The following is a 14,178-nucleotide window of genomic DNA, read 5'->3' as shown; positions in this document are numbered from 1 at the left end:
GGAGGACTTATCCCGGCATTCTAGGGATGGAACGCGAAGCGGGGCAAGCGAAATTCCACTTTACGATATGTATTTTCATGATATGAAATTCAGCTATCATTCAGCCGGCGGGACATCCGCCGCAAGCGTCTAAAATAAGTCCGTCTTACTACAGGTCGTCCATGGCCGCCGCTCCCAAGTCCCTCATCGCCACGCAATTCCACGACCACGCCCGGCTGCGCCGGCGCGGCTGGTACTGGCTGACCCCCATGGTCGTGCTGGTGCTGTACCTGTGCGTGATGGGCGCCTTCTTCTGGCTGCAGCGCATCCACGACGACAGCGTCATGTTCGTCACCATCGACCAGGAGCTGCGCCAGCAGCGCCTGATCTGGGTCGTGCTGGCGCTGTCCTGCGTGATCGTGATCAGCCTGCTGGCGCTATGGCGCCATACCCGTTACCGCTCGGACGCCGAGGCGGCCCAGATCGCCGAGACAAGCTTTCGGCGCGCCATGGAGAACTCCATGTCCACCGGCATGCGCGTGCTGGACATGGAAGGCCGCATCGCCTACGTGAACCCGGCCTTCTGCCGCATGATAGGCTGGAACGAGGCCGACCTGATCGGGCGCAGCGCCCCCTTCCCTTATTGGGTGCCCGGCAGGTACGAGCAGCACCAGCACACCCTGGACCTGCTGATGTCGGGCAACGCGCCCAGCAGCGGCCTGGAGGTCGAGTCGCAGCGGCGCGACGGCTCGCGCTTTACCGCCCGCATGTACGTCTCGCCGCTGCTGGACCCCAATGGCGAGCAGATCGGCTGGATGACGTCCATGACCGACATCACCGAGCCCAAGCGCATCCGCGAGGCCCTGACCGCCGCGCACGAGCGCTTCATGACGGTGCTCGAAGGCCTGGACGACGCCATTTCCGTCACCGCCGACACCCAGGACGGCCTGGAGCTGCTGTTCGCCAACCGCACCTACCGCCGCGTCTTCGGCGCCCAGACCGACGGGCACGAGGAACTGCTGGCGGGCCGGCGCGGGCGTTTCACCGACGAGTCGGTGGAGGTGTTCGCCCCCTCGGTGCAGCGCTGGTTCGAGGTGCATCACCGCATGCTGGCCTGGACCGACGGGCGCCGGGTGCGGCTGCAGGTGGCGCGCGACATCACCGAGCGGCGCAACCACGAGGAAGCCTCGCGGGTGCAGCAGGAGAAGATCCAGCTCACCAGCCGCCTGACCACCATGGGCGAGATGGCTTCTTCGCTGGCGCACGAGCTGAACCAGCCGCTGACGGCCATCGCCAACTACAGCATGGGCGCGGTGGCCATGGTCCGCGCCGGCGTGGCCGATCCCGAGCGCCTGCTGCCGGCCCTGGAGAAGGCCGCGGCGCAGGCCGAGCGGGCCGGCAAGATCATCAGCCGCATCCGCGAGTTCGTCAAGCGCAGCGAGCCGCGCCGCCAGCCCGTCTCCATCGAGCGCATCCTGGACAACGCGGTGGGCTTTGCCGAGATCGACGCGCGCAAGCGCCGCATCGCCATCGAGCAGCGGGTGCCCGAGGGCTTGCCCGAGGTGCTGGCCGACCCCATCCTGATCGAGCAGGTGCTGCTGAACCTGCTCAAGAACGGCCTGGAGGCCATGGAAAACAGCGCCGTGGACACCCTGCAGGTGGTCGTGCAGCAGCACGAGAACCAGCTGGAGGTCGCGGTCATCGACGCCGGCCACGGCCTGGCCGATCCCGAACGCCTGTTCGAACCGTTCTTCAGCACCAAGTCCGAAGGACTGGGCATGGGGCTGAACATCTGCCGCACCATCATAGAATCCCACCATGGCCGGCTGTGGGCCCAACCCAATCCCGCAGGCGGTACCATTTTCCGGTTCACTCTGCCGTGCGCCACGCCACAAGCGTCCGCCCCACACGATAAGTCCGAGGAGTTGCCCGCATGAACATGCCTTTCCCGTCCAGCACCGTCTATATCGTGGATGACGATGAGGCCGTGCGCGATTCGCTGCGCTGGCTCCTGGAAGCCAACGGCTACCGGGTGCGGGCCTATGCCAGCGCCGAGACCTTCCTGGCCGAGTATGACGCGGACCAGGTCGGCGTGCTGATCGCCGACGTGCGCATGCCCGGCATGAGCGGGCTCGAGCTGCAGGAGCAGCTGCTCGCGCGCAAGGCGCCGCTGCCCATCGTGTTCATCACCGGCCACGGCGACGTGCCCATGGCGGTCTCGACCATGAAGAAAGGGGCGGTCGACTTCCTGGAGAAACCCTTCAACGAATCGGACCTGCGCGAGATCGTGGCGCGCATGCTCGAACAAGCCAACCTGCGCGTGAGCCAGGCCCAGGCCCGGCGCGTGCACGATGCCATGCTGGCCCGCCTGACCGCGCGCGAGCAGCAGGTGCTCGAGCGCATCGTCGCCGGCCGGCTGAACAAGCAGATCGCCGACGATCTGGGCATCAGCATCAAGACGGTGGAGGCGCATCGCGCCAATATCATGGAAAAACTGGAGGTCACCACGGTGGCGGATTTGATGAAGGTCGCATTGACCAAGCCGGAGGCGCACGCATGAGCCGCAGTACCCATCACGGAGCAGGCCTGTGACCGCTCGCATCATCGACGGCGCAAAGCTGTCCCAGACCATTCGCGCCCAGGTGGCCGAGCGTGCCGCGCAGCTGGCCGGCCAGGGCGTGCGCCCGGGCCTGGCCGTGGTGCTGGTGGGCCAGGACCCTGCCTCGCAGGTCTACGTGCGCAACAAGGTGCGCGCCTGCGAGCAGGCCGGGCTGCATTCGGTCATGGAGCAGTATCCGGCCAGCCTGAGCGAGGACGAGCTGCTCGAGCGGGTGCGCGCGCTCAACGCCGACCCGGCCATCCACGGCATCCTGGTGCAGCTGCCGCTGCCCGGCCACATGAACGCCCATCGGGTCATCGAGACCATCGCGCCCGAGAAGGACGTGGACGGCTTTCACGTAAGCAACGCCGGCCTGCTGATGACCGGCCAGCCCTTGTTCCGCCCCTGCACGCCGTATGGCGTGATGAAGATGCTGGAGGCCGAGCAGGTGCCGCTGCGCGGCGCCGAGGCGGTCATCGTGGGCGCCAGCAACATCGTCGGCAAGCCCATGGCCATGCTGCTGCTGGCGGCCGGCGCCACGGTCACGCTGTGCAATTCCAAGACCCGCGACCTGGCGGCCCAGACCCGCCGCGCCGACGTGCTGGTGGTGGCCACCGGCAGGCCCGGCATCGTCGACGGCGGCATGATCAAGCCCGGCGCCGTGGTGATCGACGTGGGCATCAACCGCGGCGCCGACGGCAAGCTTTGCGGCGACGTGGATTTCGCCTCGGCGCAGCAGGTCGCCGGCGCCATCACGCCCGTGCCGGGCGGCGTGGGCCCCATGACCATCGCCATGCTGCTGGTCAATACGCTGGAGGCGGCCGAACGCGCGGCCGCCCGCGCGCCGGCCCTGAGCCCATGACCCCCCGAAGGCGGCTGGCCGGCACGGCTGGCCGCCATGCCTCACGAAACATCGAAGCAGGCCTATCCGCATGACCCAGCAAGACAACCCGCTCCTGGCCCCGGTGGCCGACCTCATCGACTATGCCCAGGTCCAGCCCGGGCACATCCAGCCGGCCATCGAGGCCTTGCTGCAGACCGCGCGCCAGGCCGTCGAGGCGGCGGCCGACCCGGGCCTGCCGGCCAGCTGGGAAGCGATCGTCCAGCCGCTGGATACGGCCACCGAGAAGCTCTGGCGCGCCTGGTCGGTGGCCGGCCACCTCAATTCCGTGGTCAACACCCCTGCCCTGCGCGAGGCCTACAACGCCATGCTGCCCAAGGTCAGCGAGTTCTCGACCTGGGTGGGGCTGCACGAAGGGCTGTACCGCCAATACCGGCGCCTGGCCGCGGCGCCGGACTTCCCGGCCTGGCCGCACGTGCGCCGGCGCATCGTCGAGCTGGCGCTGCGCGACTTCCGGCTCAGCGGGGTCGAGCTGCAGGGCCAGGCGCGCGAGCGCTACGCGCAGCTGTCCGACCGGCAGGCGCAGGTGTCGCAGAAATTCTCCGAGAACGTGCTGGACAGCGTGGACGGCTGGTCGCTTTTGGTCGAGGACGAGGCCGAGCTGGACGGCCTGCCCCAGGACGTGAAGGACGCCGCCCGCGACGCCGCCGCCCAGGACGGCAAGCCGGGCTGGAAGCTCAGCCTGAAGATGCCCTGCTACCTGCCCGTGATGCAGTACGCGCGCAACCGCGCGCTGCGCGAGCGGATGTACCGGGCGCACGGCACCATCGCCTCCGAGCAGGGCGAGCCGCGCTGGGACAATTCGCCGCTGATCGAAGAGCTGCTGGCCCTGCGGGCCGAGGAGGCCCGGCTGCTGGGCTACGCCAGCTATGCCGAGCTGCGGCTGCAGACCCGCATGGCGCGCGATGCGCAGCAGGTCGCCGGCTTCCTGCGCGACCTGGCCCGCCGGGCCCGGCCTCACGCTGAAAAGGACCTGGCCGAACTGCGCGCCTTTGCGGCCGGGACGCTGGGCCTGGACCCGCTCATGCCCTGGGACATGGCCTTCGCCTCCGAACGGCTGCGTGAGGCCCGCTACGATTATTCCGACGACGAGGTCAAGCGCTATTTCACCGAGCCGCGCGTGCTGTCGGGCCTGTTCGAGGTGATCGAAGGCCTGTTCCAGGTGCGCCTGCGCGATCACGAGGTTTCGGCCTGGCATCCGGACGTGCGCGGCGTGCAGGTGCAAAGCCCGCAAGGCCAGGTGCTGGGCTATCTGTACCTGGACCTGTACGCGCGCGCCGGCAAGCAGGGCGGCGCCTGGGTGGACAGCGAGCGCAGCCGCCGCGTGCTGGGCGGCTCGGTGCAGACCCCGGTGGTCTACCTGACCTGCAACTTCGCCCGGCCGCAAGGCGGCAAGCCCGCCTTGCTGACCCACGACGACGTCATCACCCTCTTTCACGAAACCGGCCATGCGCTGCACGCGCTGCTCTCGGAGGTGGACGAGCCGGGCGCCTCGGCTTTCGCCAGCGTCGAATGGGACGCCATCGAGCTGCCCTCGCAGTTCATGGAGAACTTCTGCTGGGAATGGGACGTGGTGAACCGGCTCTCGCAGCATGTGGAGACGGGCCAGCCGCTGCCGCGCGCGCTCTACGAGAAGCTGCTGGCCGCGCGCAACTTCCAAAGCGGCATGCAGATGCTGCGCCAGGTCGAGTTCTCGCTGTTCGACATCCTGCTGCACGAGACGGCCGAGCCGCAGGCCATCGCCCAGGTGCTGGCCCTGCTCGATACGGTGCGCCAGGAGGTGGCGGTGGTATTCCCGCCGGACTGGCACCGCTTCCCGCACGCGTTCTCGCACCTGTTCGCCGGCGGCTACGGCGCCGGCTACTACAGCTACAAATGGGCCGAGGTGCTCTCGGCCGACGCCTACAGCGCTTTCGAGGAAGCCGCGCAAGGCGCGGGCGGCACGCTGGATGCCGACACCGGCCTGCGCTTTCGCCGCGAGATCCTGGCCGTGGGCGGCACGCGTCCGGCGGCCGATTCCTTCAAGGCCTTTCGCGGCCGCGAGCCCAGCATCGACGCGCTGCTGCGCCACAGCGGCCTGACAGAGCAGGCGGAGGCGGCATGAACCCGCCGGGCCGCCCCAAGGGCGAATACCGGAGTGCGCAGCACGAAGGTAGCCCAGTGAGCACGCTGCGCCGCCTGGCTGCGCTGGCGCTGGTCTGGGCGCTGGCCGCCTGCAATCCCAACTCGGGCGACTGGACGCTGTACGACGTCAGCGGACACGTGCCCGACCTGCGCTTCTCGCTCTCGGCCGCGGGCGGGCGCACCGTCACCCAGGCCGACGTGCAGGGCAAGACCGTGCTGATGTTCTTCGGCTACGCCAGCTGCCCGGACGTCTGCCCCACGACCATGGCCCAGTTGAACGAAGTCATGACGCGCCTGGGCCCGCAGGCCGAACAGGTGCGCATACTTTTCGTCAGCGTCGACCCCCACCGCGACGATCCCGACACCTTGCAGGCCTACGTCGATGCCTTCAGCCCCAACGCCCTGGGCGTGACGGGCACCGAGCGCCAGGTGGCCGACCTGGCGCGCCGCTACCGGGTGGCCTACCAGATCGAAAAGCCCCGGCCCGGCGACGATGCCGACGTATACGAGGTCACGCACAGCCGCGGCATCTATATCTTCGACCAGCGGGGCCGGGCGCGCCTGCTTGCCTCGGATTCCGAGTCGGTGGACGCGCTGACCCGCGACATCAAGCAGCTGCTGGCGCAGGCCTCGTAAAAGCCCCCACGCTGCGCCTGCGGCTTGCTGCCCCCCGAGGGGGCCTTTTTGCCTTGGGGCGGCCCGGCGGCAAAAAATGCCCCCACGCTGCGCCCGGCTGATGCCTGTATACAACACGGCCAGAATTGTTACAGGCAGGCGGGAGCGCCCTCGCTATCATCGACCGGGCACGCATCCCGTGCGATACCCAAATATCCGCCCCACGCCGCCTCCTGGGAGCGCCCCCTTTGGCCGGGGTCCTGCCTGGAGACGGCCGGCAGCCAACCAAGGAGCAGCAGCATGAACATTCTCATCATGATCATCGTGGGCTTTATCGTGGGCCTGATCGCCCGGGCCATCATGCCCGGCGAGCAGAAGATGGGCCTGGTCCTGACCACCGTGCTGGGTATCGTGGGTGCCCTGGTGGCGGGCTGGCTGGGCCAGCTGGCCGGCCTGTACGCGCCGGGCGAGCCGGTGGGCTGGATCGCCTCGGTCATCGGGGCCCTGATCGTGCTGTTCGTCGTGGGACTGGTGCGCCGCAAGGCATAAGCCCCCGCCCCGGCCATGCAAAGCGCCGCTGCCAAGGCAGCGGCGCTTTGCTTTCAGGCCTGCTCCTGCTGCGGCAGCTCCAGCTGGGCATAGGCATCGCGCAAGGCGGTGCGCAGGCCTTCCTCGACCACGGGATGGTAGAACGGCATGTCCAGCATCTGCGCCAGCGTCATCTGCTGCTGCGCCGCCCAGGCCAGCAGGTGGGCGATGTGCTCGGCGCGCGGGCCCACCATCTCGGCGCCCAGGAAGCGGCCCGTCGCCTTCTCGGCATAGACGTGCAGCAGCCCCCGGTTGCGCAGCATGACGCGCGAGCGGCCCTGGTTGCCGAAATCGACCTTGCCGGTGACGAAGGTGCCGGCCTGCAGCTGCTTGAGCGACTTGCCAGCCACCGCGATCTGCGGATCCGAGAACACCACCATCAAGGGCGCGCGGCGCAGGCCGGGCGTCACCTGCGGAAAGCCGGCGGCGTTCTCGCCGGCGATGCGGCCCTCGTCGGCGGCCTCGTGCAGCAGCGGGACGTCGTTGTTCACGTCGCCGGCGATGAAGATGGGCAGCTCGCCGCACTGCATGGTCAGGCGGTCATAGCGCGGAATGCCCTTGTCGTCCAGCGCCAGCGAGGTATTGGACAGGTCCAGCCCGGCAATGTTGGGCCGCCGGCCCGTGGCCACCAGCGCATAGTCGAAGCGCTCGGTGCGCTCGCTGTTGTCCAGCGCCACGTAGCGCACCTGCACCTCGTCGCCCACGCGCCGGGTGTCCAGCACCCGCGCATCCGGATCGAGATAGAACTCTTCCTGAAAGAGCTTCTTGGCGTGCTGGCGCACCACCGGGTCGGTGATGCCGCCCACGCTGCCGCTCACGCCGAAGACGCGCACGTCCACGCCCAGGCGCTTGAGCGCCTGCCCCAGCTCCAGGCCGATGACGCCGGGGCCGAAGACGGCCACCCGGCGCGGCAGGTCGTCCCAGTAGAACACGTCGTCGTTCACCACCAGGCGCTCGCCCAGGGCCTTGAAGGACTCGGGCACCAGGGGCACCGAGCCGGTGGCGATGACCACGCTGGCCGCGTGCACCTCGGTGTGGTCGTCCACCCGCAGCACGGTATCGGACACGAAGCGCGCATAGCCGCGCAGCTTGTCCTCGGCCGGGATATGCTCCACGCTTTCGAGCACGAAGCCCACGAAGCGGTCGCGTTCGCGCTTGACGCGGTCCATCACCTCGCGCCCGTTCACGGTCACGCCTTGCACATGCACCCCGAAGGGCGCCGCCGCCTGCGCCTCGTGGGCGGCCTCGGCCGCCGCGATCAGCAGCTTGGAGGGCATGCAGCCCACGCGGGCGCAGGTGGTGCCGTAGGGGCCGCCTTCGATCAGCAAGGCGCGCTTGCCCCGGGCCTTGGCCGCCCGGTAGGCGCCCAGCCCCGCGGTGCCTGCGCCGATGACGGCGACGTCGGTATGCAAGGTTTTCATTCGTCTATCCTGATTGCGTTGATCTCGTCGATGGCTGTGGGCTGGCGGGCCGTCAGGCCTGCAGCCGCCGCTTGAGGTCTTCCAGGCCGCCGACCAGTTCGCCATTGATGAACACCTGCGGCGCGGTGGACTTGCCCGAGACCGCGCCGATAACCCGCCCGCGGACCTTGTTCTCCAGCGGCACTTCGACCGGGTCGTAGCCCCGGTCCTGCAGCAGTTGCTTGGCCTGCACGCAGAAGGGGCAGCCCGGCTTGGAAAACACCACCACCTGGTCCGGCCGCTTGGCCGCCGGCGCGATGTAGTCGAGCATGGTATCGGCATCCGACACCTCGAAGGGATCGCCCTCCTTTTCCGGCTCGATGAACATCTTCTGGACCACGCCGTCCTTGACCAGCATGGAATAGCGCCAGCTGCGCTTGCCAAAGCCCAGCGCGCTCTTGTCCACCAGCATGCCCATGCCTTCGGTGAACAGGCCGTTGCCGTCCGGCAGCAGGGTGATGTGCTGCGCTTCCTGGTCCTTGGCCCATTCGTTCATCACGAAGGTGTCGTTGACCGATACGCAGACGATGCTGTCCACGCCGTTGGCGAAGAAGGCCGGCGCCAGTTCGTTGTAGCGCGGCAGGTGGGTGGACGAGCAGGTGGGCGTGAAAGCCCCCGGCAGCGAGAAGACCACGACGGTCTTGCCGGCGAACAGCTCGTCGGTGCTGAGCTGCGTCCAGGCATTGTCCTTGCGGACGGGGAAGGAAACTTGAGGGACGCGCTGGCCTTCCTTGGCTTGCAACATGGGGACTCCTGATCCGTTGACGGGTTGCGTGAATAACGTATGGATCAGATGATAGACCCCATCTATCAATAAATCGAATTTAATTATTCAACTAAATCGATAGGCTTACGCCATCGCCCGATGCTGCCCGGCTGCGCGCCTTATCCGGCGATTTCGGTGGGACTGTAGCCGGCGTCCTGGATGGCCGCCAGCACCCGGTCGCCTTCGGTGGCGCCCAGCACGGTGACGGTATGGGTGGGAAGGTCCACATCGACCTGGCTGCCCGGCACCGCGGCCTGCACGGCCTGGGTAATGGCGTTCACGCAGTGGCCACAGCTCATGTCGGGGACGTGGTAGCGAATGTTCATTATCGATCTCCTTGGTCCAGTCGGGGGCGTCCGGGCTGCCGGCGCCACCCCCATCATGGGGGTTCCCAGCGTGGCAAGGTCAAGCGCGTGGCGGGCTTGACCTTGCCATCATGGTAAGGATGATACTGCGGGTATCGCAGCCATTTTCCGCCCGGGAGCCTCCCGATGTCCGCCCCCTCTTCCGACGAAGTCCGCCTGTCCATCTCGGGCATGACCTGCGCAGCCTGCGCCCGGCGCGTGGAGCGCGCCCTGGGCGCGGTGCCCGGCGTGACGCTGGCCCACGTCAACCTGGCCACCGAACGGGCGCAGGTGCGGCGCCAGCCCGGCCAGGACGCCGCGGCGCTGGTGCAGGCGGTCGAGCGCGCCGGCTACCGGGCGGCGGTGCTGGGGCGCGACGAAAGCGCGGCCCGGCGCCGCCAGGACCAGGAACGCGCCCAAGCCTTGCGGCGCCAGAAAGCGGCCTTTGCGGCAGCCGCCCTGCTGACGCTGCCCGTGTTCGTGCTGGAAATGGGCTCGCACGCCAGCGCGGCGCTGCATCACTGGATCGCGCAGGCGCTGGGCGCGCGCAACAGCCATGCGCTCCAGGCCGTGCTGACCACGCTGGTGCTGGCCGGCCCCGGCCGGCATTTCTTCGGGCTGGGATTGAACGCGCTGTGGCGGCGCCAGCCCGACATGAACACCCTGGTGGCGCTGGGCGCCGGCGCCGCGTGGGGCTATTCGATGGTTTCGCTGCTGGCCCCCGGCTGGCTGCCCGCCGGTGCCGCCCATGTGTACTTCGAGGCGGCCGCGGTCATCGTGACCCTGATCCTGCTTGGCCGGCTGCTCGAAGCCCGCGCGCGGGGCCGCACGAGCGCGGCCATCACCCGGCTGGCGGGCATGCAGGCCCGCAGCGCGCTGGTCCTGCGCGACGGGCGGCAAGCCGAAATCCCGATCGCCGGCATCCGCGTCGGCGACCGGGTGCGGGTGCGGCCCGGCGAGCGGGTGCCGGTGGACGGCGCAGTCGAAAGCGGCCAGTCCTACGTCAACGAGGCGATGATCACCGGCGAGGCCGCGCCGGTGCGCAAGCAGGCCGGCGACAGCGTGACCGGCGGCACGCAAAACGGCAGCGGCAGCCTGACGCTGCGGGTCGCGCGGACCGGCGAGGACACGGTGCTGGCCGGGATCATCCGCATGGTGCAGGCCGCCCAGGAAGCGCGCTTGCCCATCCAGGCGCTGGTCGATCGCGTCACGGCCTGGTTCGTGCCCGCGGTCATCGGCCTGGCGGCGTTGACGTTCGCCGCCTGGCTGACCTGGGGGCCGGCGCCCGCGCTGGGCAATGCGCTCGTGCATGCGGTGACGGTGCTCATCATCGCCTGCCCCTGCGCCATGGGGCTGGCCACGCCCACTTCCATCATGGTGGGCACGGGACGCGCGGCGGAGCTGGGCATCCTGTTTCGCCAGGGGGACGCCTTGCAGGCGCTGCGCGACATCGACGTGGTGGCCTTCGACAAGACCGGCACCCTGACGGCCGGCCGGCCGGCGCTGACCGATTGGATCGCCATGCCAGGCTTTGCCCGCGATACCGTGCTGCGCAGGTTGGCCGCCGTGCAGGCGCATTCGGAGCACCCCATCGCCCACGCCATTTGCGCGGCGGCGCGCGAACAGGGCCTGCACTGGCCCGCCGCCGAGCATTTCGAGGCGCTGGTCGGCGCGGGTGTGCGCGCCCAGGTGCAGGGCGAGCCGGTCGTGGCCGGCGGGGCGCGGCTCATGCACCAGATGGGGCTGGACATCTCGGCCTGGCAGGCGCAGGCCGGCGCCTGGGGCGATGCCGGCGGCACCCCTGTGTTCGTGGCCGTGGGCGGGCGCCTGGCCGCCCTGCTGTGCGTGACCGACCCGCTGCAGCCGCAGGCGCGCCAGGCGCTGGCCGCCCTGCACGCGCAGGGCGTGCGCACGGTCATGATGACGGGCGACAACGCCCATACGGCCCAGGCCGTGGCCCGCCAGCTCGGCATGGACCAGGTTCATGCCGAGCTGCTGCCCGAAGGCAAGACCGCCGCACTGGCCGGCTTGCGCGGGCAAGGCCTGCGCGTGGCGTTCGTGGGCGACGGCATCAACGATGCGCCGGCCCTGGCGGCCTCGGATGTGGGCATCGCGCTGGGCACCGGCACCGACATCGCGATGGAGTCGGCCTCGGTGGTGCTGATGTCGGCCGACCTGCGGCGCGTGCCGCTGGCCATCTCGCTCTCGCGCGCCACCCTGGCCAATATCCGGCAAAACCTGTTCTGGGCGTTCTTCTATAACGTGGCGCTCATCCCGCTGGCTGCCGGTCTGCTGGCCCCGCGCTGGGGCATAAGCCTGACGCCGGCCTTTGCCGCCGGCGCCATGGCACTGTCCAGCGTGTTCGTGGTGGGCAACGCGCTGCGGCTCAAGCGTTTTGCGCCGCCCGTGGCAGGGCTGCGCCAGGAGACGGCATGAACATCGGCAAGGCCGCCGCCCTGTCGGGCGTTTCGGCAAAGATGATCCGCTACTACGAAAAAATCGGCCTGATCGAGCCGCCCGAGCGCAACGCCGCCGGCTACCGGATCTATGCCGACCGGCACGTGCATACCTTGCGCTTCGTGCAGCGCGCGCGCGAACTGGGCTTCTCGGTGGCCCAGATGCAGGCCCTGCTGGCCTTGTGGCAGGACCGCGGCCGCGCCAGCGCCGACGTCAAGCGCCTGGCCCTGGCGCACGTGCAGGCCCTGGAGGCCAAGGCCCGGGCCCTGACCCAGATGGCCGGCACGCTGCGGCACCTGGCCGAACACTGCCACGGCAACCAGCGGCCCGAATGCCCCATCATCGAGGCGCTGGAGCAAGGCGGCCCTGCCGGGCAAGCGCCGGGCAATCGCGCCGGCGCGGCCCCGCGCTAGCTAGCGCGCCGCGGCCTGCGCCCGCGGGCCGGCCAGGTCGGCGCCGGTCAACAGCAATCCCTTGTCCAGGGTGGTTCCGGCGCGCTGGCGGGCAGCCCGGTGGATGGCTTCGGAATTGGCGCGATAGCTGGCGATCAGGCCGGCCTCGCTCATTTCGGCGCCGAAGCACTCCACCAGCGCCTTGGAGCTGATCGCGGCGGGATAGCTGCGCTTGGCATCGCGCAGGGTAAAACGCACGCAGGTCTTCTCGGCGACGGCATTGGGGTCGTAGTCCATGATCCGGCTCCTTTGTCGTTTAGCGGCATGCAAACGAATCGACAGCCAGATGCTAGCGCCGGGCAGCCGTCCCGGATGCAACAGTGTCTGTAAAGCCGTAAACGCCTCGCGCGCCGCAAGGCGCGCGAGCAGGCAAGGATGCGGACCGGCGGCCCTCAAAAGGGACGCAACCGCGCGCCAGGGGTCTTCCTGGGGCGCGGGCCGCGTCGGGCCGGGATCAGTAGCGCGACTCGATGGCCCGGTTGATGCGCAGGGCGAGCAGCGTGCATGCAGTGCCCGACAACAGATAGATGCTGACGGATACGAGCCCGAAGCGCGAGGACAGGCCCAGCGCGACCAGCGGCGCGAAGGCCGCGCCGAACAGCCAGGCCAGGTCGGAGGTCAGGGCCGCGCCGGTGTAGCGGAAGCGGCGCGAGAAGTTGGCCGTGACCGTGCCCGAGGCCTGGCCGTAGGACAGGCCCAGCAGGGCAAAGCCCACCAGGATGAAGGCATCCTGCCCGGCCGGGCCGCGATCGAGCATCCAGGGCATGACCACGGCGAAGATGCCGATCAGCACCGCCAGGGTGCCCAGGGTGTTGCGCCGGCCGATGCGGTCGGCCAGCTTGCCCGAGGCGATGGTCGCGGCAATGCCCACGAAGGCGCCCCACACCTGCATCCACAGCACGCCCTCGATGGCCTGCCCGTCGTTCAGGGCGATCCAGGACAGCGGGAAAACGGTGACGATGTGGAACAGCGCATAGCTGGCCAGCGCGGCGAAGGCGCCCAGGAACAGGTTGTAGCCCTGGCCGCGCAGCATCTCGATCGTGCCGATGGGCTCGAGCTGGCCTTCCTCGAGCAGGCGGGTGTATTCGTGCGTGACGACCAGGCGCAGGCGGGCGAACAGCGCCACCACGTTGATCGCGAAGGCCACGAAGAAGGGATAGCGCCAGCCCCACTGCAGGAAGTCCTGCTGCGACAGGCTGGCGTGCAGGTACAGGAACAGCGCGCTGGCCACCAGAAAGCCGATGGGCGCGCCCAGCTGGCCCAGCATGGCGTACCAGCCGCGCCGGTGGCGCGGGGCGTTGAGCGAGAGCAGCGAGGGCAGGCCGTCCCAGGAGCCGCCGAAGGCCACGCCCTGCAGGATGCGGAAGACGGCCAGCAGGAAGATCGCATAGTTGCCCAGCGTGCCGTAGCCGGGCAGGAAGGCCATGCCGGCCGTGGCGGTGCCCAGCAGGAACAGCGCGGCGGTCAGCTTGAAGCCGCGGCCGAAGCGGCGCTGGATGGCCATGAACAGCGAAGTGCCGAAGGGCCGGGCAATGAAGGCCAGCGCAAAGATGGTGAAGGCGTACAGCGTGCCTTGCAGGGGCTCGGCGAAGGGGAAGAACACCGACGGGAACACCAGCACGCAGGCGATGCCGAAGACGAAGAAGTCGAAATACTCGGAGGCCCGTCCGATGACCACGCCGATGGCGATCTCGCCCGGCGCGACCTTGGAGTGCCCGTCGGCCGAAATGCGCCGCAGGTCGCGCTCCATCGCGCGGGAGGAAGGTTCGGAGGAAGTATGCGTCGTGCTGGACATCTTGCTGGGCTCGTGAATCGCTACTGACGGTTTTTTACGCGGACCCGAAGAATCTCATTACTCGCCGCGCCGCGCCATAGGACAAAATGTCCAATTCC

General features: G+C 69.1%; 13 protein-coding genes. 8 read left to right on the top strand and 5 right to left on the bottom strand.

Annotation, left to right across the window (positions count from 1 at the left end; genetic code table 11):
* Nucleotides 1-161 precede the first annotated feature (161 nt).
* The 6 genes from V8Z80_RS15435 (at nt 162) to V8Z80_RS15410 (ending at nt 6,767) form a co-directional block, all read left to right on the top strand.
* Nucleotides 162-1,916, top strand: a complete 1,755-nt coding sequence (locus V8Z80_RS15435) for a PAS domain-containing sensor histidine kinase (protein ID WP_336062595.1) — start codon at nt 162-164, stop codon at nt 1,914-1,916.
* Nucleotides 1,913-2,539, top strand: a complete 627-nt coding sequence (locus tag V8Z80_RS15430; protein ID WP_155195181.1) for a response regulator transcription factor — start codon at nt 1,913-1,915, stop codon at nt 2,537-2,539. Before V8Z80_RS15435 ends, V8Z80_RS15430 begins: the two co-directional genes overlap by 4 nt.
* A gap of 28 nt (nt 2,540-2,567) precedes the next feature.
* Nucleotides 2,568-3,440 (top strand): bifunctional methylenetetrahydrofolate dehydrogenase/methenyltetrahydrofolate cyclohydrolase FolD, encoded by an 873-nt coding sequence (folD, locus tag V8Z80_RS15425; protein ID WP_336062594.1) that lies wholly within the window; start codon nt 2,568-2,570, stop codon nt 3,438-3,440.
* 70 nt (nt 3,441-3,510) lie between these two features.
* Complete coding sequence (locus tag V8Z80_RS15420) at nt 3,511-5,583, top strand: M3 family metallopeptidase (RefSeq protein WP_336062593.1); 2,073 nt, start codon at nt 3,511-3,513, stop codon at nt 5,581-5,583.
* The gene (locus V8Z80_RS15415; RefSeq protein WP_336062592.1) at nt 5,580-6,239 is read left to right on the top strand and encodes an SCO family protein; all 660 of its coding nucleotides are present in this window, start codon (nt 5,580-5,582) and stop codon (nt 6,237-6,239) included. The genes V8Z80_RS15420 and V8Z80_RS15415 overlap by 4 nt, the downstream gene beginning before the upstream one ends.
* A 279-nt stretch (nt 6,240-6,518) precedes the next feature.
* Complete coding sequence (locus tag V8Z80_RS15410; protein ID WP_155195178.1) at nt 6,519-6,767, top strand: GlsB/YeaQ/YmgE family stress response membrane protein; 249 nt, start codon at nt 6,519-6,521, stop codon at nt 6,765-6,767.
* A 53-nt stretch (nt 6,768-6,820) separates the two neighbouring features.
* Here the strand turns inward: V8Z80_RS15410 and V8Z80_RS15405 are convergent, their stop codons facing one another.
* The 3 genes from V8Z80_RS15405 to V8Z80_RS15395 all read right to left on the bottom strand — a co-directional run bounded on the left by V8Z80_RS15405 (nt 6,821) and on the right by V8Z80_RS15395 (nt 9,358).
* A complete protein-coding gene (locus V8Z80_RS15405) occupies nt 6,821-8,227 on the bottom strand; it encodes a dihydrolipoyl dehydrogenase (RefSeq protein WP_336062591.1) in 1,407 nt (468 codons plus the stop codon).
* 52 nt (nt 8,228-8,279) lie between these two features.
* The gene (locus V8Z80_RS15400; protein WP_155195176.1) at nt 8,280-9,011 is read right to left on the bottom strand and encodes a glutathione peroxidase; all 732 of its coding nucleotides are present in this window, start codon (nt 9,009-9,011) and stop codon (nt 8,280-8,282) included.
* Nucleotides 9,012-9,151: 140 nt separating this feature from the next.
* Nucleotides 9,152-9,358: a heavy-metal-associated domain-containing protein gene (locus V8Z80_RS15395; RefSeq protein ID WP_155195175.1), complete on the bottom strand. Its 207-nt coding sequence runs from the start codon at nt 9,356-9,358 to the stop codon at nt 9,152-9,154.
* Between the two features lie 165 nt (nt 9,359-9,523).
* Between V8Z80_RS15395 and V8Z80_RS15390 the strand changes: the two genes are divergently transcribed.
* Complete coding sequence (locus V8Z80_RS15390; RefSeq protein WP_155195174.1) at nt 9,524-11,812, top strand: heavy metal translocating P-type ATPase; 2,289 nt, start codon at nt 9,524-9,526, stop codon at nt 11,810-11,812.
* Nucleotides 11,809-12,246 (top strand): Cu(I)-responsive transcriptional regulator, encoded by a 438-nt coding sequence (cueR, locus tag V8Z80_RS15385; protein WP_336062590.1) that lies wholly within the window; start codon nt 11,809-11,811, stop codon nt 12,244-12,246. The genes V8Z80_RS15390 and cueR overlap by 4 nt, the downstream gene beginning before the upstream one ends.
* Here the strand turns inward: cueR and V8Z80_RS15380 are convergent, their stop codons facing one another.
* Both V8Z80_RS15380 and V8Z80_RS15375 read right to left on the bottom strand, forming a co-directional pair.
* Entirely contained in the window at nt 12,247-12,522 is a 276-nt protein-coding gene (locus tag V8Z80_RS15380; protein ID WP_155195172.1) for a DUF1488 family protein, read from the bottom strand. It abuts the gene before it with no gap.
* Between the two features lie 217 nt (nt 12,523-12,739).
* A complete protein-coding gene (locus tag V8Z80_RS15375) occupies nt 12,740-14,035 on the bottom strand; it encodes an MFS transporter (protein WP_336062625.1) in 1,296 nt (431 codons plus the stop codon).
* Nucleotides 14,036-14,178 lie beyond the last annotated feature (143 nt).

Source organism: Orrella sp. JC864 (assembly GCF_037026685.1).
Lineage (GTDB): Bacteria > Pseudomonadota > Gammaproteobacteria > Burkholderiales > Burkholderiaceae_B > Orrella.
Note: the sequence above shows the minus strand (reverse complement) of the source record. Positions and strands in the feature narration are given on the sequence as shown.

Excerpts from the sequence above, each read along its gene's own strand:
- cueR (WP_336062590.1), top strand. The coding sequence starts at position 11,809 with ATGAACATCGGCAAGGCCGCCGCCCTGTCGGGCGTTTCGGCAAAGATG.
- V8Z80_RS15390 (WP_155195174.1), top strand. The coding sequence starts at position 9,524 with ATGTCCGCCCCCTCTTCCGACGAAGTCCGCCTGTCCATCTCGGGCATG.
- V8Z80_RS15420 (WP_336062593.1), top strand. The coding sequence starts at position 3,511 with ATGACCCAGCAAGACAACCCGCTCCTGGCCCCGGTGGCCGACCTCATC.
- V8Z80_RS15400 (WP_155195176.1), bottom strand. The coding sequence starts at position 9,011 with ATGTTGCAAGCCAAGGAAGGCCAGCGCGTCCCTCAAGTTTCCTTCCCC.
- V8Z80_RS15410 (WP_155195178.1), top strand. The coding sequence starts at position 6,519 with ATGAACATTCTCATCATGATCATCGTGGGCTTTATCGTGGGCCTGATC.
- V8Z80_RS15375 (WP_336062625.1), bottom strand. The coding sequence starts at position 14,035 with ATGGAGCGCGACCTGCGGCGCATTTCGGCCGACGGGCACTCCAAGGTC.
- V8Z80_RS15435 (WP_336062595.1), top strand. The coding sequence starts at position 162 with ATGGCCGCCGCTCCCAAGTCCCTCATCGCCACGCAATTCCACGACCAC.
- V8Z80_RS15380 (WP_155195172.1), bottom strand. The coding sequence starts at position 12,522 with ATGGACTACGACCCCAATGCCGTCGCCGAGAAGACCTGCGTGCGTTTT.
- V8Z80_RS15430 (WP_155195181.1), top strand. The coding sequence starts at position 1,913 with ATGAACATGCCTTTCCCGTCCAGCACCGTCTATATCGTGGATGACGAT.
- V8Z80_RS15395 (WP_155195175.1), bottom strand. The coding sequence starts at position 9,358 with ATGAACATTCGCTACCACGTCCCCGACATGAGCTGTGGCCACTGCGTG.
- V8Z80_RS15405 (WP_336062591.1), bottom strand. The coding sequence starts at position 8,227 with ATGAAAACCTTGCATACCGACGTCGCCGTCATCGGCGCAGGCACCGCG.
- V8Z80_RS15415 (WP_336062592.1), top strand. The coding sequence starts at position 5,580 with ATGAACCCGCCGGGCCGCCCCAAGGGCGAATACCGGAGTGCGCAGCAC.